This is a genomic window from Natrinema versiforme, assembly GCF_005576615.1.
Taxonomy (GTDB): domain Archaea; phylum Halobacteriota; class Halobacteria; order Halobacteriales; family Natrialbaceae; genus Natrinema; species Natrinema versiforme_A.
This window is the reverse complement of the sequence record NZ_CP040330.1, coordinates 1,294,223-1,314,015: the sequence shown is the minus strand read 5'-3', so window position 1 is coordinate 1,314,015 and position 19,793 is coordinate 1,294,223. Positions and strand designations below refer to the sequence as shown.

Genomic DNA, 19,793 nt, shown 5'->3' with positions numbered 1-19,793 from the left:
CAGAATTTTGAGGCGAACGAGGGTGTCGTGCCGTGTGATTTCGGTTTGACTAGTTGGAAAGCAGATATTGGAAGTGCTGATACCCTTATACGAAACTCCGTAAACGATGGAGTGAAATCCCTGAGGTGTATCCGATGGCGTATATGGCTGAGCAAACGCGGGTCGGTGTCGTCGGCTTGGGATACGTCGGACTCCCTCTGGCGCTGGCGATGCACGACGCGGGTTACGATGTAGTCGGTGTTGACGTCGATGCGGACACGATCGAACGACTCCGCAGCGGTGAATCGACGGTGAACGACGTGTCGGACGCGAGAGTAGCCGATGCCGTCAAGAACGGTCTCGTCCCCACGACTGACTACGATTCGCTCTTCGACGTCGATGGAATCTCGATCTGTGTCCCGACACCGCTTCGAAAGACGGACACGCCGGATTTGTCCTTCGTCATCGACGCAGCCGAACGACTCGCACCCATCGTTCCGAACGGATGTACGGTTATCCTAGAGAGTACAGTCTATCCCGGGGCAACGAAGGAGGCGATCGGTGACGTATTCGCCGAAAACGGCGCAACCATCGGAGAAGATATTTATCTTGCTTTCTCACCTGAACGGATCGATCCCGGAAACGAAGAGTACGGGCCGACGGACATCCCGAAAGTGCTCGGTGGTGTTACGCCAACCTGCGGTGATCGAGCCGAAGCGCTCTATGAGCCGGTTTTCGACGAGGTAGTGCGCGTCGAATCAGCGACGGAAGCCGAACTCGTGAAACTCCTCGAGAACACGTTCCGCGCGGTCAACATTGGCCTCATTAACGAGCTCGCACAGATCGCGCACGAACTCGACGTGGATATCTGGAATGCGATCGAGGCCGCAGAGACGAAGCCGTTCGGATTCATGCCGTTTTATCCGGGACCGGGACTCGGCGGCCACTGCATTCCAATCGATCCGTTCTATCTCTCCTGGAAGGCGAACCAGCAGGGCGTCGACACGCGGTTCATCGATCTGGCGGATACGGTCAACCGGGAGATGCCGGCGCACGTCGTCCAGCGGGTCGTGGAACGACTCAACGATCGCGGGGTCGCAATGTCGAACGCGACGGTACTCGTCATCGGCGGTGCGTACAAACCGGACGTCTCGGATACGCGGGAGTCGCCAAGCATCGACATCATCGCGCAACTCGAGGAGTGGAACGCGGTTGTCGAGTATCACGATCCCCACGTCCCGACCCTCGACGTCGGGGGAATCGAATACGAGTCGGTTCCGTTGACGACTGAACTGCTCGAGACAGTCGACTGTGCGGTCATCGTCACGGACCACTCGGTACTGGATATCGAGGCGATCGTCGACGGCGCACCGCTCGTGTTCGATACGCGGAACGCGACGAACGGGCTCGATAGTTCGAACGTGGTCCGGCTGTAATCATCTCGGAGCCGGAACACTCAACCGTACCCCCTCGAGAACAGGAGAGTATGCCGACTGCTTTAGTGACCGGCGTTGCCGGATTTATCGGATCGAACCTCGCGGATACTTTGCTCGAGCGTGGATACACCGTCCGCGGTGTCGACAACTTCGAGACCGGGAGAAAGCAAAACCTCGAGTCGCTCTCGACAGACGAAGCGTTCGAGTTTCACGAGGGCGATATCCGCGACGCCGACCTGATGGCCTCGATCAGCGAAGGTGTCGACTACGTCTTCCATCAGGCTGCCGTGCCGTCGGTTCCACGGAGCGTCGACGATCCCGTAACCACGACTGACGGCAACTGTACCGGAACCGCGACCGTTCTCGATGCCGCCCGCAAAGCCGACATCGATACTGTCGTAGTCGCGTCCTCGTCGTCGCTGTACGGCTCGAGCGACGAACTTCCGAAGGTCGAGACGATGCCGACGCGCCCCGAGTCGCCGTACGCCCTCTCGAAACAGTTCACCGAAGAATTGACTCTCCAGTGTAGCGAGTTCTACGACATCGACACTGTCGCGCTCCGATACTTCAATATCTTCGGCCCGCGACAGGACCCCAACGGGGAATACGCCGCCGTTATCCCGAAGTTTATCAATCTCCTGGTTCGCGGGGAGCAGCCGGTCATCTACGGGGACGGCGAGCAGTCCCGCGACTTCACCTACATCGACAACACGGTTCAGGCGAACGTGCTCGCTGCGGAGGGCGACGTGACCGGCGAGGCGTTTAACGTGGCCTGTGGCGGGCGCGTGACGATCAACGAACTCGTGGACACCCTCAACGAACTCCTCGGGACGGACATCGAACCGGAATACGACTCGCCACGTCCAGGCGATGTCCGACACTCGAACGCCGATATTTCGAAGGCTAAAGACTTGCTCGGATACGAACCTGATGTCGACTTCGAGGAGGGCCTCGAGCGGACGATTCCGTACTACCGCGACTAGTTTGACAGAGTACTCCGGACAGGAAAGTATCGTCGACGACTCGACGCTAGCTGTCACAACACGTTCGGCCTGCATGAGGAGTATCATGAACCTCGCCGCACGTCGTACACTTGAATTTGGTAATGTAGTTGCGACGCATAGAATGGGTACCAAGGTGACCGATATTCAGAATGGGGCCCATACTCTGGGTGGTAACACTATAGACTCCACCCGAATCTATAGGACGTAGGCGAAAAGACCACACCATCCAAAATCCTTCCATGGATATTGACCCGAACGAGTTAGCGGAATTCGAACTTGAGCATTCTCTCTTCAATCTACGAGTAGATGATGTACCACTTTGGGAATGTATTCGATTTTCATATCCAAAGATCCAACAACAAAATGGTGTTGACCAATCATATACTCATGCTACTAAGTAATGGAGAGAATGCATTCAATCATACATTCTTTCCTTAAAATTTAATCTCAAGTGACCTATAAAACTTGGTCATTCTGGGATGATTAGAAGTTGTCTCAAGGATCCAGCGCTGCCAAGGCACGATATAGATCAGTACTGTACACACTGTTACGAGTATCTCATTCCGCAGTCTGTACCGCGCGTTGAGAGCAGCATCACGCATTGCTTCGACTCAATCAGGCTTCAATGCACAAAGTTATTCACTCTTTCTATAACAGTAACTACATTAACAAGAAGACCACCATTAATCGTCTAAGACGATATAAAGAAGTCGTAATCAAAACCAAGCTGTTGATAAGTGAAATAATAAAAATTATAAATTCCTGCCCCAGAAAAATAGAGAGTTGCAGTTGAATCAGTGAATGTGGTATTTGTAAATTCTGTACCATGTACCCCAATCACATAATTTATATCCCATAATTATTTGCTTTATATTATATATTTGAGTTAAGTGATTTATATCTTCGAACTCTCGCTTTCTAAGTTCACTAACGAGTTTCGATTCATTCACCACCTGCCTATTATCAGCATTATTATGCGAGGTGTGAATTTGCTGTCTATAATCGCTAGTGAAATGAGGGACCCTCTCGGTGAAGTAATCACGAACCCAAACTAAATCAGCTGGGCATGGGTCTCATCTGAAATATTCAGTTCTGAATCATTCTCATCGATTTCAAACTGTCCCCTTCAGCATACGAGAAAAATTTCAGACGCTATACGTTTCCGGGATTCAGTTGTCAAAATATGTAATTGTATCTTCTAATCCCTCACGTAGCGATATTTTTGGTTCCCAGTCCAATTCTGTCTTAGCACGGGTAATATCAGGCCTGCGCTGGCCTGGATCATCTTCAGGAAGAGGTTCGTAGACGATATCCGATTCAGTATCGGTCAAACCAAGTACTTCATACGCCAGTTCCTTGATGGTGCGCTCGTTCTCTTTCCCAATATTATAGACATTATGTTCAGGGTTATCAACCCGCATAAGTGAAATCAGCCCCTCAATGAGATCGTCTACGTAGCAGAAGCTTCGAGTCTGTTCACCATCACCGTAGATTGTGAGATCGTCTCCGCGAAGTGCTTGGGTAACGAACGTCGGAACTACTCGCCCGTCATCGGGACGCATTCGTGGTCCATACGTATTGAAAATGCGTACTGTACGGGCGTCAACATCGTATTTTCGCTGATACGCAACGGTCAGCGTTTCTCCAAATCGTTTGGATTCGTCATAGCAGCCTCGAGCTCCTCGAATATTTACGTTCCCCGTGTAGGTTTCCGGTTGCGGATGAACCTTAGGGTCACCGTAGACTTCACTCGTACTGGCGAAAACCATCCGGGCGTCGCAGGCCCGGGCCTGGTCTAAGAGTCGGCGTGTTCCTTGGGTATTCGCTAACGCGATGTTGACGGGAAATTGGGTAAAATCTGCTGGAGAAGCCCGAGATGCTAGGTGATAGATCCGATCAACAGATGGGAGAGATTCCGAGATGCGAACGTCGCGGTCGTTGACTTTAAATGAGGGATGGTCTTCGAATTCCTTGATGTTCTTTCGCCGCCCACTACCGAAATTGTCGAGACAGATTACTTCATGTCCCTCAGATAGTAGTCGTTCACACAAGTGGCTCCCGAGAAACCCAGCCCCGCCTGTTACGAGTACTCGTTTTGTCATACTTGGGTAGGGTGTTTCAACTCGTATCAATCAATCGGAGTCGCTCTTCGGTATTCTAGCGGAACACATTTACGTCGTTTGGAGAAATTCGCCTCGAAACGTTATTGGTCGCAAAAGTGTACTCAACGAACCAAGCAGGGTGCTAAATTACCGATCATCCGCAAGCCCACTGGCATCAAGCTCACCGGCAAGATACGCACCACCTGACTTGGAGAGGACATAGAACCCTCGGGATGGCCGATTGACTAGCCCGTACGAAGCGAGCGTTCGACACTGAGTACCGATGTAGTCGTTGTTCCGATCGATTTCGTCCGCAATGGATTTCAGTGTGCCGGCACCGTGAGTTTCGAGATACTCGAGGATTTCATCGTCCGCCCGCGTCATCCACTCGGCTCGCTTTCGCATCTGTAGAGCACTGCTAAAGGGAGTTGCATCAAAGTATACTATAGCACATCTATCACTAGCTATTCCATTATTACAGATATGCTAAATATGGTTTTTGTTAGACAATATTATAATATCGATCTGCGGGACGGAAAACGGATCCAAGAGTGAGGATCCGTGAAAAGCGCGGTTCGGTGGTGGAGTCACCGAGTCCGCCAGAAGTTCCTGTAACCAGCCTACGGAAGCATGACAGACGACGAGACACAGGGTAATGAAAGCCCCGACTGACAGGACGAATTACAGCAATCGACTACCGCCTATCGCCAGCTGATCGAGGCGATCGACGTCCACACCAGCAATTTGCTCCATGAGATCACCAACGACGAAACCCTCGAGAAAGACACCACCCGCGCAGCGAAGCGTCACTGCCGGGAGCTGCGGGCGGAACTCGACTGCCTGCGATGGCACCTCTCTGGGACTGAAGAGTGGAACCTCCAGACGACCTCCAAGTGGGAAGGGAGTGTCACGACGGTCAGCGGCCCTTCGAGGCGGCACGACGAGATGCCTTCGACAATGATGGCACATCCGAGGACGGTACCCAAACGGACGAGACGGGAGGTGAGGGCGATGAGTGATCACTCGAGCACTAATCCGCCACAGAAAGAAACCGCGGCCCTCAAAAACGAACTCGAGCACCTTCGAAAGCGAATCGCGGAGCTCGAGACGAAACTAGAGACGAAAGACGACCGGATCGCCTCGAGGAGACCACTGCGACGCTCGAGGACCGACTCGAAGAGTGCGAACGCACACAAACGGAGGACGAAAATGTCGTCGACGCGGCGTTGAACAAAGCCGGAACGAACAAAGACCGAATCGAGGAACTACAGTCGCAAGAACTCGAGAAGGGCGCGCACCTGCGGATCGACACCGTCGACGAATACAACCTCGAGATACGCGGCAACCGACTCGAGCGGGTCACCAAGGACGACGGCCGGACGTATTTCCGAGTCTCCGAGAGCGCAGACCCCCTCGACGATGGTACGTCTCGCTCGCCTACGGGGACTTGCTCCCGATCCAGCAGCTCGCGCGGATGGACGAGGAGGCGCTCCGACCGACGGCGAACGCGTTGCCGACGCGATTGGCCGCGAAACTGTGGAACGCCAGAATCGACTCGAGTATCGGCGACGATCCCTGGCGGACGGGCTGTAAGGGAATCGAGGCCTCCGTCAAAGCGAGCGACCTGAAACACTGGACCCGCAGACAAGAGGACGGCATCAGCGAGAGCTACGCCACAAAGCTCGTCTCGCGGACGATCGGCGCGATCATCGACCTCTCGAGTCACCAGCTCACCGTCTGCAAACGGACCGAGCGAAAGAACGGCCTCGAGTACACCGAACGCCGGCTCGTACTTCCCACCGATGCAGCAATCCCGGGTGAGGCCCCGGACTCGAGCAAACTGGACCAAAACCCGGAGACAGCTGGCGTCTACGGGTAACCGTAGACCCGGGTAAAACTCACCCTCGAGAGAGGCTAACTCTCTCAGCACACAACACCCACACATCACACAGACGGTTGGTTAGTAGGGTTGGGTAGCTGTCGGTAGGTCCCTCGAGCGGTTCTCGGCGGTCACTTCCGAATACGGTCTCGAGCATCCATACTGGAGACGACAGCTGTCCACGGACTGTACTGAACATCGGCCTCGAGATCACGGCCGTGTTCAGATTAACTGATTCCATGCGAAGGCGAACGATCTGAGCCACTGATCAGCAGTTTCTGCGTAGGCATTGCTAAAACAGTTTGAGAAGGATGAGGTTCGACGTTTTATCTCACGAAATACACGTTCGACACTGTTCCGATTTCCATGCCGTTCGTATCTGAAATCGAGGCCATGTCGTTGACAGGCATAGTTCAGGGACTTGTCTCCATCGACGAGAAACACAGCGTCATCGACGTCGTGTTTCTCGCATAATTCCGTGAAGAATGCACTAGCGATAACCTTAGTTCTAGTCGGTTCAAGCTTTGTATGGAGCAATTCGTTTGACTCTGGATCGACAGCTGCGTACAGCCAGTACTGTTCATTACCGAGCTGGATCACTGTCTCGTCAACCGCGACGTGATCCGGACTTCGACAGGAATTGGGCTGTAGATCGGCCTTGTGAACCCAGTTATGAACAGTCGAGCGGGCCCGGTCAACACCTAATATCTCGAGAACGCGAACAGTATTCGAAAGCGAGAGTCCAGCAAGATGGAGCTGAATACTGAGCTTCATCAACAGCCGCGGTGTTGCCTCGCGCTCCACAAAACCCAAGTCAATCTGGCCGATAATAGAACTGAGGCGTGCGTTTTCGGGCATAGAACACTTTGAAAACGCTACGCCTCACTTCTTCAACCTTATCTGAACACCGCGGAGATCACTCACCCTAGCCATTACAGGGCTCTTACTGAAGCCTGTGACTGTCGAACCAGTCCGTCCGACCGGCCTCACAACCGGTGCACACTGATGGCACCTGCAATCACCCACTATCTCGTCGGCGCATCGCTCCTGTTGTTACTCATAACACCTATCGCGCTCCGATATCGATTGACGCCGTGGATACCGGTGTGTCTCGTCGCACTCGGTGGAATCTGGGGACTGGGGCCCGATTTCCACCATATCGCGCCGATCTACGAGACCGAGTTACGCGCGTTGCACGACTCACCATGGGTCGATCTCTTCGCTTTCCACTACACACTCGATCGGCCAGCCGTCCGCGCACAGTATACCGCGAGCGTCTTCGGATCGATCCTGGTCTTTCTCGGCGCCGTCACGGCATTCATGGTTGCCGCAGAGCTACGCATCCGAACCAACAGATACAGCCTCCCTACATCTCGTCGCACTGAGCGTAGCACTGTTCCTTCTCTTGTTGTTTGTCGCCGCTACAAGTGGCTGATTCGGCTCTCTCACACCTGCTAATCAGATTGTCAGACGACCTAAAAGACGATCGCTACTCACTCTGAAGCGAATCCGCGATAAATTTGAGTTCGTTCTTGCGGAAGGGACCCTCTGTTTTGTCTGGGTTATCCTCATCTAATATGCCGATTCTCAAGAGAATTCCCGCCCGCATCTGTGACTTGGGAGGAAGACGGTTTGTATCAATTCCGTAGTCCACGGCGTCACAGATTGCAGCGAGAGCTTCTTTAGTGAAAGCAGTGGCTTCTTGACGTTCGTATCTCCCCACGGCCAGCCGGATCTCGTTTCGAAGGTCATCCACAGTCTGTGGCATACTGACAACAAGGAGTGGACTCGACCTGTATATTTCGGCCTGATCAGTGAAGGATATATCCGTGGACTCTCACTCCTCGAGCCCCACTGAACTCCCGTTCAGCACGTCCGCTTCGGTAACGGTCACCGTTCGATCGCCAGCCGTATACTCGCCGGCGTACGGAACCGTCACTGTCGCCTGCCCGTTGTCACCCACAGACGCGGTTCGTTCGTACGCTATCGACTCACCGGACACTGATACGTCGGTCCCGACGGTCACGTTCGCGCCCGGCTCTCCACTCATCTCGAGCGTCGCGCCGGGAACCACGGCGAACGCAGCGGCATCGTCGCTGACGAGAATCGCCTGATAATGCGCGAGCCCGTCTTCGTCGTCACCGCCCGTACCCCGCTCCTCGAGTAACTGCGCTTGCGCGCTCTCATCCGGTGTCTCCCCGTCGATATCGGTCACGACGACGTAGCCGACCCGGCCGTCGAATTGGTCGTACCAGCTATCCGGATCTGACCCAGACTGGAATTCCCCGTAGTTGCTCTGGGCGTATCCGTACCCCTGCGATTCGCCGTTCACCAGATAGTTGTACATCCGGTTGTCGCCCCACTCGCTGAGCACGAAGTTCTCGGGATAGGTCTGATTCGCCGCTTCGGCGTGGTCGTCGATCGCACTGGCCGCCCCGACCTGTGCCTCGTCGTGGGTCACGTCCGCCGTCAACCCGGGCACGTAGATCAGACTCAGTCCGAACACGAGCAGCCCGATGCCGAGGACGTACCCGACCTTTCGGCCATCGGGGACCGAAATCGGGGGCTCGAGCGCCCGCCCGCCATCGGTGGCGACACTGTCACGGTCTCGAGTGGTCCTCGAAGACGCCGAATCTGAATCACGGAACGGAACCGGCGTCCTAGCCAACTCAACGACCGCGAGCAACTGGACGAGCCCCAGTCCGGTCAGTACGGCCAGCGGAATCGCCAACTGCCCAGCAAAGCGAACCTGAACCCCCGCCAGCACGAGCAAATACCCTGTGTAGGTCCCGACGAGCAACCAACCTGGTTCGTACCGGCGGGCGACGGTCCACGCGACCCAGCCGAGCACGACGAGCGCGAGGTAAAAGCCCATCCCGAGCTGGTACATCGGCCCGAAGAAGACGGCGTATTCCGTCGCAAACAGCGAGGCTGTCTCGGTCGCGCCCTCGCGAAAGAACAGGGCGTCGACGCGGGCCATCGCTTCCGCCCAGTCCTCGGGTTGGAGTCGCCGAAACGCGAGGAGGCCGCCGGCCGCGACGAGTCCCTCGATCGCGAGCAACCCGCCGAGATGACCCTCGAGCCGCCGCCACAGTTCGCCGAGCGCGACCACGGCGATCGCGCCGCTGAGGACCAGCGCCGGCGTGGTCGCGACGAACTCCGCGTGCCAGCCCCAGCGGTGGTGCAGGGCGAGCGAGAGCGCACTCCCGACGGCGAGCCCGACGAGTAGCGGCAGATTCGCACGCGTCGGCGACACGCCCGCTCGAGCGTCCATCGCGACGCGGAGCGCGACGTAGCCCGCGAGCGGGACCAACAGCAGCGGCGAGCCGCCCCACGCGTGGATCCCGGCCGCGACCGAGAACCCGAACGCGGCGGCGACGACCCACGTCACGGGGTCCTGAAGGTGGCCCCGAACGGCCACCTGGTCGTCACTACCGCGCTCGAGTCGCCGTTGCAGATCGACGGCGAGCCACGTCAGCGTCAGGAGCGTGACGCCGAGCCAGAAGTACTGGTGAAGTTGGTGATCGATGAACCCGAGCCCCGTGTAGACCGCGTTGATCGGCGTCACGGCGAAGGCGAGCACGGAGGCGATCCCGACTCGAACGTCTCGAGTGAGCAGGACGGTGAGCTTGTAAATCGCGAGCCCGAGCGCGACGGACGCGACGATCGGCAGCCACGCTGCGACTGTCTCGGCCGCGCCATGTCCGCCGCCGAGTAGTTCGGCGAGAAACCAGTTTGTCGCGTGGGCGAACGGCCGTGTCCCGAAGACAGCACCTGACGGATCCGTAAGAACACCAAAGTCCGTGGGCCCCGAGGATCGTCCAAGCAACTCCTCCATCCAGTACCGGAAGTAGTAGGGATCGTTCGCGGGCGAGACGACGTAGCCCTGCTGAAAGACCGACCGAAACGCCGTCATCCGCGCACCGGCGACGGCGATCAGCGCCCCGACTAACGCGATCGCCGCTCGAGGATCAATGGTCCGGAACCGTTCGAGATCGAAATCGCGGTCGGCAGGTACTGAACGCGAGTCCGTTTGGACCTCCTCGCCTGCGATCACTGCGTCGACGGCCTCGGGGTCTGCAACCCGATACGCACCGTCGACCTTCTCAACGATGCCGCTCGACACGAGTTCCCCGAACGTTCCCGAATCCAGATCGATATCGTCGAAGGTCCAGGTGTCGTGTTCGGTGTCGACAGTAAGGACGGCCTCGAGCGCGCGCTCGCCGTCCTCGCGGTCTTCGAGAAAGGTCGCCGTCGCGTCGGCGAGTCGGCTCGAGTCGCCGTCAGTAGGCATTGTGACTCAGGTGAGTGTACGGGGCTATCACGTTTTCGTTCCCGAGAGCCGTCGATCGCCGGCCCGCGTTACCACACCTGTGCGCCGGGCGTGTGGCAGTCGTCGCAGACGACCGCCGCGTTTCCGTGGTACCGTTCACGAACGAGCGTCCCGTCCTCGCAATACGAGCACCCGTCCCCCTCGAGCGCATCGAGGACGGACCGTCCAGTAGCGGCGTCGTCCGTTAGTTGCATCTATTCGACACCAAGTCAGGAGTCTGTTATAACTTTTCTGGACGGAGAAATGCGATCCCGCCGAGACGGTTCCCGGACCGGTCGTCGACTGATCGTTTCACACGACGATGGAAACGACGCCACCGCCGACGATCGCGAGGCCACCGAGACCGAAACAGACGAGCCAGAACGGCACGCGATCGACGACTCGCATGAGCGCGTCGATGGTGAGATAGCCGACGATCGCACTCAGCCCGAGCGCGACCGCCGCTGGGGCGGGATCGATACCGGGGAGGCCGCCGGCACCGGCGACGGTGAGTGCGGCCGCGCCGAGGCTCGCGGGAATCGACAGCAGGAACGAGAGCCGGAAGGCCGCCGGCGGATCGTAGCTGCGGAACAGCAACGCACTGGTCGTCACACCCGACCGCGAGATACCTGGAAGGATCGCAACGCCTTGAACAGCGCCGACGAGGATCGAGTCCGGCAGCGTCGGCGCGTCGCGGACGCCCATCGACACCGATTCCGAGCCGAGTTGGAGGACCCCCGTCAGTACCAACAGGACGCCGATGACCGCGATGAAGACGCCGCCGGTGAGCTGGCCGGCGAGGTCGACCGCGTAGACGTACAACGGGATGCCGACGAGTCCGGTCATCAGCGTGGCGACGACGACGTACGACGGGATGGCGTTCTCGCCGCGGTATGCATCGCCGGGCCGCCAACCGGGCACCGCGCGGACGGCCGTCGCGATGTCGTCACGATAGTAGGTCGCCGCCGAGAGCGTCGTCCCGACCTGCAGGAACAGCGCCAACTGCACTGCGACCGCGGGGTCGGTCCCCGCGAGCGTCAGAAACAGCGAGAGGTTGCCCTGGCTCGAGACGGGGAGCCACTCGACGATCCCTTGGACGATCCCGGCGAGGATCGCGACGATCAGGTCGACACGACTCACTGGTATCCCTGCGCCATCGCTATCACTTAAATGACCGCGATTCGGATCGGCGGCCGAATCGCGCGACTCCGTCCAGCGGGGTCATTCGACCGTCACGCTCTTGGCCAGATTCCGCGGCTTGTCGATCGACCGGCCGAGCAGGTTCGCGACCCAGTAGGCCACCAGCTGTAACTGCACGTTCGCCAGCACCGATGCACTGAGGTCGTCGACGGCGGGGATCTCGAGGACGTGATCGGCGTACCGAGTCACGTCGGACTCGCCGTCGGTGATCGCCACGACGGGCGCATCGCGGGCTTCGACCTCTTTGACGTTCCCGATCGTCTTTCGGGCCGTCTCGCCGTCGCCGGTGACGATCGCGAACACCGGTGTGTTCTCGGTCACGAGCGCGAGCGGGCCGTGTTTGAGTTCGCCGGCCGCGAACCCCTCCGCGTGCCGGTAGGTGATCTCTTTCATCTTCAGCGCGCCCTCGAGTGCGACCGGGTAGTGGTAGCCCCGTCCGATGGAGAAGTACGCGTCCGCGTCGACGAACGCCTCGGCGACCGCCTTGGCCTCGGTCGTCTCGAGGACGGTCTGGACCTGCCCGGGAACGTCCCGGAGCGCCTCGAGTTCCGCGCGGGTCGGATCGTCGCCGAGTTCGAACGCCAGCATCGCGAGCGCGAGTTGCTGGCTCGCGAACGTCTTCGTCGCGGCGACGCCGATCTCGGGACCGGCCCGGATATAGAGGGCGTGATCGCACTCCCGCGCGGCCGAACTCGCGACGGTGTTCGTCACCGCGAGCGTTGTCGCCCCGGCCCGGGCGGCCTCGCGCAGGGCGCGCAACGTGTCGGCGGTCTCGCCGCTCTGGGTGACGCCGACGACGAGCGTATCGCCGTCGACGGGGACGCGATCGCTCGCGTACTCGCTGGCGAGGAACGCCTGCGCGCTCACGCCGCCGGCACGAAGCCGCTCCGCGCCGAACATCGCCGCGTGATAGGAGGTGCCGCAGGCGACGAACTGGACCGGCCCGTCGTGGTCGATTTCCGCCAGTTCCTCGAGATTGACTGTCCCCTCGAGTTCGTCGATCCGGCCGCGGAGACACTGTCGCAGCGAGGACGGCTGCTCGTGGATCTCCTTGAGCATGTAGTGATCATAGCCGCTCTTCTCCGCGTCTTCGGGATCCCACGCGACCGTTTCGATCGGCCGGTCGACTGTCTCCCCCGTCTCGTCGGTGACGACCGCGCCGTCGGCGGTCAGCCGGACGAAGTCGCCGTCCTCGAGGTAGCAGACGCGGTCGGTGCGGTCGACGAACGCGGGGACGTCGCTCGCGAGGTACGTGCCGGTCTCGCCGAGGCCGACGACGAGCGGGGAGTCCTGCCGGGCCGCGTACACCGTCTCCGATCCCTCGAAAACCGCGGCGATCGCGTAGCTGCCCTCGAGTTGGTCGATCGCCAGCCGGAACGCCGCTTCGGCGTCCGCGCCGCGGTCGAGGTAGCGCCCGATCAGGTGGGGCACCACTTCGGTGTCGGTCTCGCTCCGGAACGCGACGCCCGCGTCGGCGAGGTCGTCGCGCAGCCGCTGGTAGTTCTCGATGATCCCGTTGTGGACGACGGCGACGCGCCCCGCCTCGTCGCTGTGGGGGTGTGCGTTGGCGTCCGTCGGCGCGCCGTGGGTGCTCCAGCGCGTGTGGCCGATCCCGACCGACTCGCCCGCGAGGTCGCCTCGCGGAACTGCCCCCTCGAGGGCCGAGAGTTCACCGGCGGCTTTGTGGACCGCCATTGTGGGTGTCGGTACGGCCAGTCCCGCGGAGTCGTAGCCGCGGTACTCGAGCGTCGAGAGGCCATCGAGGACCACGTCCACGGCGTCGTCCCCGCTGGCGGCTCCGACGTAGCCGACGATTCCGCACATCGTTACTGCACCTCGGTTCCGTCGTCGACCGTCCCGCGAACGGTCGTTCCGGCGTTGATGACGGCGTCGGAGCCGACGATCGTTCCCGGCGCGTAGGTCGCGCCGCCATCGTCGCGAACGCGGTCCGCCAGCAGCGCGCCCAGTCGCTCGCCCTCGTGGACGCGGTCGCCGACGCGGACGTCGCCGGGGCCGCCGACGACGGTCGACCCGGTTCCGACCCGGACGTTACGGCCGGTGACACAGTCGACGAGCGCCGCCCCCGAGCCGACGCGCGTGTCGGCGTCGACGACGCTGCGTTCGATGACGGCATTCGCGCCGACCGTCACGTTCTCACCGAGCGCGACGTTGGGTCCGACGACGGCCCCGGGGCCGACGACGCAGTCCGCCGAAATCGCGACCGGTTCGACGATCGTCGCTGAGCCGTGGACCCGCGCGGTCGACGACACCGTGCTCTCGATGCCGTCCGCGCTCTCGAAGAGGGTCTCCGCGACCTCGAGTAAGTCCCACGGATACGTCGCGTCGATCCAGATCCCGTCGGACGTGACGCCGCGGACGGTCTCCTCGGCGTCGATGGCGTTCGCGATGCCGTCGACGAGCGAGTACTCGTTCAGGTGTGGCTCCGGTCCGTGGAGATAGTCGAAGAGTTCCGGATCGAACGCGTAGACGCCCGCGTTGAGCTGATAGGAGCGGTCGTCGCGGGGATGCTCGACGATGGTCTCGACGGTGCCGTCGTCCTCGCAGATCACGCCGCCGTACTCGCCGACGTTCGCGTGCCGAATGAGCCCGAGCGTCGCAATCGCGTCGTCCGCGCTCTCGTGGGCGTTGCAGACGTCCTCAACGATCTGTCCGGCGACGAGCTGGTCGCCGTTGAGGACGAGCCGCGGCTCCGAAACCGCGGACTCGGCCGCCAGCAGCGCGTGGCCGCTACCGAGTTGCTTGTCCTGGACGACGTACTCCAGAGAGGCGTCGCGGTACGTCGACCCGAAGTGCGATTGGACGTGCGTGTGACCGTAGCCGACGACGACGGTGATTTCCGTGATCCCGGCGTCGACGAGCGCATCGAAAACGTACTCGAGAATGGGTTTGGTCGCCGCGGGAAGCATCGGCTTGGGTCGATGCTTCGTCAGCGGCCGCAGACGGGATCCCTCGCCCGCCGCGAGGACCACCGCAGAACGAATACTCATGTCGAGAGTGACAGTAAGACACTACTATTAGTTTTGTGGCTCGGCTTTCCGTCCGTCACCGGCTCTCGAGTTCCCCGGCGTTCGGCGGGACGTGCTAGCTCGCTGTGAGAAAGCAGCTCTTACTCGAGGTCCTGTCCGCGCCCGCCTCCCGAGCGTCGACCCGGCAATCCCGAAATAGCCGTCCGCGTCTCCGTGACGAGATCCTCGAGCAGCGCACCGGCTGGTCGCACCTCGTCGGTAAGGCCGACGCTCTGGCCGGCGAACAGCGCCATCGCCTCGATCTCGCCGTCGACGGCCGGCGTCGCGAGCGCCTCGTCGTAGCGCTCGATCGGCTCACCGCGACCGTCACCGTCGTCGATCCGAGCGATAACGTCGGTCTCCCCCGGCCGTTCCCCGGCGGGCGGCCGACCCTCGCGGTCCCAGCGCTCGAGCGTCTCGTTTCGCAACACACGATGTGGTGTTCCGGGCCAGCCCTTGTCGAAGAGAGTCGTGTACTCGGTTGCGGTCTCGTCGCTCTCGCGGAGTCGCCGCTGGTACTCGTCGTGGACGGCCGCCTCCTCGGTCGCGACGAACCGGGTGCCGAGCCACGCGCCGTCAGCGCCGAGGGCCAACACAGCCGCGATCCCTCGACCGTCAGCGATCCCGCCGGCTGCGACGATCGGGACCTCACCGCCTACCGTATCCGCGACGCGAGGGACGAGCGCCGTCGTCGCCACCTCGCTCTGGACGTGGCCGCCCGCCTCGAGACCCTGCGTGACGATCGCGTCGACGCCGGCATCGACGGCCGCGCGGGCCCCCTCGGCGCTGCCGACGGTCTGAGCGACGACCGCGCCCGCGTCGTGAATCCGATCGACGTAGGGGGCGGCCTCGCCGAACGAGAAGGTGACCACATCGACGCCCGCCTCGAGGATCGTCTCGAGGTGCTCGTCCGTGTCGACGACCGTCGTCGCGTCGTCGAGGACGAGGTTGACCGCGAACGGCTCGTCGGTCCGCTCGCGCGTGTCGCGGATCACCCGGCGAGTCTCCTCGAGATCACGCCACGTGACCGCGAGGTGGCCGAGCCCGCCGGCGTTCGAGACGGCGGCCGCGAGGTCGGGCGTCGTCGCGCTCCCGATCGGAGCCTGCACGATCGGGTACTCGATCCCGAGTGTCTCACAGAGCGGCGTCCGGAGCTTCGTCTCACCGCTCATGCCTGCCGTTTTTCCTTATCGAGCACGCGGACGTTCTCGATGCCCGTCTCGGGGTATTGGCCGTCGTCGTCTTTCTCGACCGCTTTGACCATATCCCAGACGACGTTCAGGCTGGTCGTCACGCCCTCGAGGGCCTCCATCTCGCAGCCCGTCTTGCCGGTGGTCTCGACGCCGACCCGGACCTCGACCCGGTCCTCGGCGAGCGAGAACTCGGTGTCGACGTTCGTGATCGGGATCTGGTGGCACATCGGGATCGTCTCCCACGTGTGCTTGACGGCCTGAATCGCGCCGATGCGGGCGGTCGCGAGCACGTCACCTTTGCCGACCTCGTCCTCGCGGATCGCCTCGACGGTGGCGGGCCGAAGGTGAATTTCCCCGGCCGCGACCGCGCGACGCTCGCTGTCGGGTTTGTCGCCGACGTCGACCATCTGGACGTCGCCCTCGTCGGTGGTATGTGTGAGATCGTCGGCCGCGCGTTCGCCGTCGCTCGCGTCGACCGCATCGGTGTTTGACTCGTCGCGCGCGTCGTCGTTCTCACTCATCAGCATCACCCCACAGGGCCGCCGGAATTTCGTCCAGCATATCCGACGCGAGGAGCCCGTTCGCCTCGGTCTCGGCGAGTCGCTCGCCGGCGAGTCCGTTGACGTACGCGCCCGCCGTCGCCGCGTCGAACGGGTCGGCGTGCTCGAGCAGCGCCGCGACGATGCCGGCGAGCGTGTCGCCGGTGCCGCCGACTTTCATGCCGGGCGCGCCGGCGCGGCTGATCCGGGTCCGTTCGCCGTCGGTCGCCACGTCGTCGACGCCCTTCGCGAGCACGACGTGGCCCAGTTCGGCTGCAAAGGACTCGATTTCGTCGACCGCGTCCCGGAGCGAGTCGGTATCCGGGCCGCCCATGCGGGCGAGTTCGCGGCGGTTGGGCGTACAGACCAGCGTCGCGTCCGTCTCGAGGTCGGGAACGACCTCGAGCGCGTCGGCGTCGACGACCGCCGGCCCGGTATAGGACTCGAGGAACGCGCGGGCGGCCTCGAGGGTTTCGTCGGCGGTGCCGAGACCCGGACCGAGGACGACGATATCGTCGTGGCGCTCGGCCGTATCGACGAGGCCGTCGACCTGCTCCGGGGTGAGCCGGTCGTGCTCGTAGGGCTGGACGATGAGGTCCTCGGCGTAGCCCTGGATCTCGCCGGCGACGGAGTCGGGCGCGGCGACGAAGGAGAGTTCCGCGCCGGCACGGAGCGCCGCCTGCGCGGCGAGCGCCGGCGCGCCGGTGTAGGGACCGCCGCCGATGACGAACGCGCGGCCGTCGCGGCTTTCGGGGCGAGCGAGGTCGACATCGCCGGGGCCGGCGAACCGCTCCGCAGCGGCCGGAATTCCGATGTCCGCGACCGTCACGTCGGCCGCGAGTTCCTCGAGTCCCGGCTTCGTGTCGTGGAAGGTGACGACCCGGTCGGCCTCGACGCCGTTTGCCGCGTGGTCGCCCGCGTCGGCGTCGAAGCCCGAGGGCACGTCGACCGCGACCACGGTGGCGTCGGCGTCGTTGATCGCGTCGGCCGCGGTCGCGGCGGGCTCTCGAAGGTCGCCGCTGATCCCCGTTCCGAGCATCGCGTCGACGATCACGTCCGCGTCGGGGAGGGCGAACTCGCTCGAGTCCGTGATCTCTCGCGTATCGTACTCCGCCTGCTCGAGGGCGTCCCAGTTCTCGCGGGCGATGTCCGTGCCGATGTTCGCGGCGCGCCCGAGCAGCAATGTGGTAACGTCGTACTCACGCCCGAGACGCGACGCGTCTCGGTCTGATGCCGAATGACGTTCGGTACCATCGAGGAAACGGGCGGCGACGAACGCGTCCCCGCCGTTGTTCCCGCGGCCGGCGACGATGGCGACTCGAGCGCCGGGGTCGGCCGCCTCGCGGACCGCGCGGGCGACGGCGTTCCCGCTCGATTCCATCAACTGCTTTCGCGGCGCGCCCAGCGCCGCGGCGTTCGCGTCGACGGCGGCCATTCGCTCGCCTGTAATCATGCTCGAGGGTTCGACGGGCCGTCCGTTCAACGTTGCGGACCCCGTGTCGGGAAACACAACATCGTTAGGCCACAGAGCCAATCCGATCGAATCCCTATCGCCGCCGTGAACGTCTTCTGGCTCGACGAGGACCCGCGGCTCGCTGCGCGCTATCACTGCGACCAGCATGTCAACAAACTGCTGCTCGAGGCCGCGCAGGTGCTGTGTACTGCGGCCCGCGAGAACGGTTACGAGGCGGACTTTCTCTACAAGCCGACCCACGTCGATCACCCCGTGACGAAGTGGGCGACGGACTCGCGGGCGAACTGGCTCCGACTGCGGGATCACGCCGAGGCGCTCAACGCGGAGTTCGTCGAGCGCTACGACAAAGACGGCGACCACGCGAGTTGGGAAGTCATCGACCGTATTGACCCCGACGAGATTGCGTTCCCCGCCGAGGAGCCGACGCCGCGTCCACAGACCATGCCCGACGAGTACAAACGCCCCGACGACCCGGTCGCCGCCTACCGCGCCTACTACGCCGGCGAGAAGGCCGACTGGGCGGAGTGGCAGTACACCGAGGAGCCGCCGTGGCTCGAGGCGTATTTGCCCCAGCCCGGGTGATTTTCTCGGTCGAACCGTGATGCTCTCGATCCCTCACGAAGCCAGTGGTAGCGGTGTCGATCGGCATTGCTCTCGAGCACGGTATGCTTATATGATATGAAATTCTCATTCGACCCACCGATGTTTCCGCCGATCGCCGGTCGCGACTCGATCGTTACGGACAGTGTGAACCCCCTTACGCAGGCCTACCGGGATGTCGTCATCTACGGCGACGCCGACTCGAACGATGTCCTCTACGAAGGGCCGATCGTCGTCCACGCCAACGGCTGGATCGAACTCGAGGGCGAGCGCCTGCTCTCGCCGCACGCGATCCACCACATCGATATCTACGACGACGAGCGCGGCGAGCGGAGTGGAGACGACGAAACCGACGCACGGGGAGACGATAGAAAGGACGGTGACGAAAGCGACAGCTATCGAACGAACCGGTTCAGTCCGTGAGAATCGGATCGACAATCGCTGCTCGAGTCGTCAGGTCCGTGGTTCCGCGCCCCGTGCGACGGTTACTCAATCACGATTGTTAGTTCGTAACGCCGAAACTATATTTCTGAGTTCATAAATAGACGCAGTTCGTAGGCGGGTCATGGACGCACTCGAATCCGACAATACTCTCGAAACCGCTCCCGCTGACTACCCCGACCTGCCGCTCGAGCAGTCCGAACCCGAACTCTATCTGCCGGGGACGCCGACGGCCTCGTTCCTCGAATACGTCGATATCGCCGTTCGAACGCTGTTTCGCTGAGACGATTCGCGAGCGCGGATCAGTACCGAATTTCGAACCCGTCCTCGCCCTGCGGGTCTTCGTACTCGGTCTCGACGCTCTCGACTTCGGCTGCTGGACTTCCGGTGTGACACCACTCGATCAGTTCCTCGACGACGTCCTCGGGTCCCTCGAAGACCGCCTCGACGCGGCCGTCGTCTAAATTCTTCACCCAGCCGTCGACGCCAGCCTCGCGGGCCGTGTCGCGAGTGTTCGCACGATAGTAGACGCCCTGTACCGTCCCCGAAACGAAGACGTGTGCGCGGATTCGCTCTGCCATGTGCGAGCCCTCGACCGCGACCGCCAA

At 61.5% G+C, this 19,793-nt stretch carries 17 protein-coding genes and 1 pseudogene; 6 read left to right on the top strand and 12 right to left on the bottom strand.

From position 1 onward, the window contains the following. Window positions 1–143: 143 nt before the first annotated feature. Together FEJ81_RS06435 and FEJ81_RS06430 are read left to right on the top strand one after the other, a co-directional pair. On the top strand, window positions 144–1,415 hold the full coding sequence (locus tag FEJ81_RS06435; protein ID WP_229504765.1) for a nucleotide sugar dehydrogenase: 1,272 nt from the start codon (window positions 144–146) through the stop codon (window positions 1,413–1,415). A gap of 50 nt (window positions 1,416–1,465) precedes the next feature. Continuing rightward, window positions 1,466–2,398: an SDR family oxidoreductase gene (locus FEJ81_RS06430; RefSeq protein ID WP_138244504.1), complete on the top strand. Its 933-nt coding sequence runs from the start codon at window positions 1,466–1,468 to the stop codon at window positions 2,396–2,398. Window positions 2,399–3,588: 1,190 nt separating this feature from the next. Here the strand turns inward: FEJ81_RS06430 and FEJ81_RS06420 are convergent. Beyond that, entirely contained in the window at window positions 3,589–4,521 is a 933-nt protein-coding gene (locus tag FEJ81_RS06420; protein ID WP_138244503.1) for a UDP-glucuronic acid decarboxylase family protein, read from the bottom strand. A gap of 1,011 nt (window positions 4,522–5,532) precedes the next feature. On the opposite strand from FEJ81_RS06420, the pseudogene FEJ81_RS06410 reads away from it, so the two are divergent. Continuing rightward, window positions 5,533–6,400: pseudogene (locus tag FEJ81_RS06410) on the top strand (zinc ribbon domain-containing protein). A 222-nt stretch (window positions 6,401–6,622) separates the two neighbouring features. On the opposite strand, the gene FEJ81_RS06405 reads toward FEJ81_RS06410, so the two are convergent. From FEJ81_RS06405 to FEJ81_RS06360, 10 genes are all read right to left on the bottom strand, one after another. Then, complete coding sequence (locus FEJ81_RS06405) at window positions 6,623–7,258, bottom strand: IS6 family transposase (RefSeq protein WP_138244501.1); 636 nt, start codon at window positions 7,256–7,258, stop codon at window positions 6,623–6,625. 631 nt (window positions 7,259–7,889) lie between these two features. Further along, window positions 7,890–8,168, bottom strand: coding sequence for a hypothetical protein (locus FEJ81_RS06395; protein ID WP_138244500.1), 279 nt, complete (start codon window positions 8,166–8,168; stop codon window positions 7,890–7,892). Between the two features lie 69 nt (window positions 8,169–8,237). Beyond that, on the bottom strand, window positions 8,238–10,694 hold the full coding sequence (locus tag FEJ81_RS06390; protein WP_138244499.1) for an MFS transporter: 2,457 nt from the start codon (window positions 10,692–10,694) through the stop codon (window positions 8,238–8,240). A gap of 68 nt (window positions 10,695–10,762) precedes the next feature. Further along, window positions 10,763–10,927, bottom strand: coding sequence for an HVO_A0556 family zinc finger protein (locus FEJ81_RS23085; RefSeq protein WP_175416366.1), 165 nt, complete (start codon window positions 10,925–10,927; stop codon window positions 10,763–10,765). A 97-nt stretch (window positions 10,928–11,024) separates the two neighbouring features. Then, entirely contained in the window at window positions 11,025–11,852 is an 828-nt protein-coding gene (locus tag FEJ81_RS06385) for an undecaprenyl-diphosphate phosphatase (RefSeq protein WP_138244498.1), read from the bottom strand. An 81-nt stretch (window positions 11,853–11,933) separates the two neighbouring features. Continuing rightward, window positions 11,934–13,736, bottom strand: coding sequence for a glutamine--fructose-6-phosphate transaminase (isomerizing) (glmS, locus tag FEJ81_RS06380; RefSeq protein WP_138244497.1), 1,803 nt, complete (start codon window positions 13,734–13,736; stop codon window positions 11,934–11,936). Window positions 13,737–13,738: 2 nt separating this feature from the next. Further along, entirely contained in the window at window positions 13,739–14,920 is a 1,182-nt protein-coding gene (locus FEJ81_RS06375) for a sugar phosphate nucleotidyltransferase (protein WP_138244496.1), read from the bottom strand. Window positions 14,921–15,039: 119 nt separating this feature from the next. Then, the gene (locus tag FEJ81_RS06370; protein ID WP_138244495.1) at window positions 15,040–16,110 is read right to left on the bottom strand and encodes an NAD(P)H-dependent flavin oxidoreductase; all 1,071 of its coding nucleotides are present in this window, start codon (window positions 16,108–16,110) and stop codon (window positions 15,040–15,042) included. Continuing rightward, complete coding sequence (gene moaC / locus FEJ81_RS06365) at window positions 16,107–16,652, bottom strand: cyclic pyranopterin monophosphate synthase MoaC (protein WP_138244494.1); 546 nt, start codon at window positions 16,650–16,652, stop codon at window positions 16,107–16,109. Before moaC ends, FEJ81_RS06370 begins: the two co-directional genes overlap by 4 nt. After that, window positions 16,645–18,123: an NAD(P)H-hydrate dehydratase gene (locus FEJ81_RS06360; protein ID WP_138244493.1), complete on the bottom strand. Its 1,479-nt coding sequence runs from the start codon at window positions 18,121–18,123 to the stop codon at window positions 16,645–16,647. The genes moaC and FEJ81_RS06360 overlap by 8 nt, the downstream gene beginning before the upstream one ends. Before the next feature lie 105 nt (window positions 18,124–18,228). Here FEJ81_RS06360 and FEJ81_RS06355 point away from each other — a divergent pair, with 105 nt between their 5' ends. The 3 genes from FEJ81_RS06355 (at window position 18,229) to FEJ81_RS23080 (ending at window position 19,468) form a co-directional block, all read left to right on the top strand. After that, on the top strand, window positions 18,229–18,726 hold the full coding sequence (locus tag FEJ81_RS06355) for a hypothetical protein (RefSeq protein ID WP_138244492.1): 498 nt from the start codon (window positions 18,229–18,231) through the stop codon (window positions 18,724–18,726). Window positions 18,727–18,846: 120 nt separating this feature from the next. Next, window positions 18,847–19,167: a hypothetical protein gene (locus FEJ81_RS06350; protein WP_138246726.1), complete on the top strand. Its 321-nt coding sequence runs from the start codon at window positions 18,847–18,849 to the stop codon at window positions 19,165–19,167. Between the two features lie 142 nt (window positions 19,168–19,309). Continuing rightward, window positions 19,310–19,468 (top strand): hypothetical protein, encoded by a 159-nt coding sequence (locus FEJ81_RS23080; RefSeq protein WP_175416324.1) that lies wholly within the window; start codon window positions 19,310–19,312, stop codon window positions 19,466–19,468. 19 nt (window positions 19,469–19,487) lie between these two features. Here the strand turns inward: FEJ81_RS23080 and FEJ81_RS06345 are convergent, their stop codons facing one another. Continuing rightward, window positions 19,488–19,766 carry an acylphosphatase gene (locus FEJ81_RS06345; RefSeq protein WP_138244491.1) on the bottom strand — a complete coding sequence of 93 codons (279 nt, stop codon included), beginning with the start codon at window positions 19,764–19,766 and terminating at the stop codon, window positions 19,488–19,490. Between the last annotated feature and the right edge of the window lie 27 nt (window positions 19,767–19,793).

Bases quoted from the DNA above. Each gene is read 5' to 3' on its own strand.
- FEJ81_RS06435 (WP_229504765.1), top strand. From the start codon at position 144: ATGGCTGAGCAAACGCGGGTCGGTGTCGTCGGCTTGGGATACGTCGGA.
- FEJ81_RS06430 (WP_138244504.1), top strand. From the start codon at position 1,466: ATGCCGACTGCTTTAGTGACCGGCGTTGCCGGATTTATCGGATCGAAC.
- FEJ81_RS06420 (WP_138244503.1), bottom strand. From the start codon at position 4,521: ATGACAAAACGAGTACTCGTAACAGGCGGGGCTGGGTTTCTCGGGAGC.
- FEJ81_RS06405 (WP_138244501.1), bottom strand. From the start codon at position 7,258: ATGCCCGAAAACGCACGCCTCAGTTCTATTATCGGCCAGATTGACTTG.
- FEJ81_RS06395 (WP_138244500.1), bottom strand. From the start codon at position 8,168: ATGCCACAGACTGTGGATGACCTTCGAAACGAGATCCGGCTGGCCGTG.
- FEJ81_RS06390 (WP_138244499.1), bottom strand. From the start codon at position 10,694: ATGCCTACTGACGGCGACTCGAGCCGACTCGCCGACGCGACGGCGACC.
- FEJ81_RS23085 (WP_175416366.1), bottom strand. From the start codon at position 10,927: ATGCAACTAACGGACGACGCCGCTACTGGACGGTCCGTCCTCGATGCG.
- glmS (WP_138244497.1), bottom strand. From the start codon at position 13,736: ATGTGCGGAATCGTCGGCTACGTCGGAGCCGCCAGCGGGGACGACGCC.
- FEJ81_RS06375 (WP_138244496.1), bottom strand. From the start codon at position 14,920: ATGAGTATTCGTTCTGCGGTGGTCCTCGCGGCGGGCGAGGGATCCCGT.
- FEJ81_RS06370 (WP_138244495.1), bottom strand. From the start codon at position 16,110: ATGAGCGGTGAGACGAAGCTCCGGACGCCGCTCTGTGAGACACTCGGG.
- moaC (WP_138244494.1), bottom strand. From the start codon at position 16,652: ATGAGTGAGAACGACGACGCGCGCGACGAGTCAAACACCGATGCGGTC.
- FEJ81_RS06360 (WP_138244493.1), bottom strand. From the start codon at position 18,123: ATGATTACAGGCGAGCGAATGGCCGCCGTCGACGCGAACGCCGCGGCG.
- FEJ81_RS06350 (WP_138246726.1), top strand. From the start codon at position 18,847: ATGTTTCCGCCGATCGCCGGTCGCGACTCGATCGTTACGGACAGTGTG.
- FEJ81_RS23080 (WP_175416324.1), top strand. From the start codon at position 19,310: ATGGACGCACTCGAATCCGACAATACTCTCGAAACCGCTCCCGCTGAC.
- FEJ81_RS06345 (WP_138244491.1), bottom strand. From the start codon at position 19,766: ATGGCAGAGCGAATCCGCGCACACGTCTTCGTTTCGGGGACGGTACAG.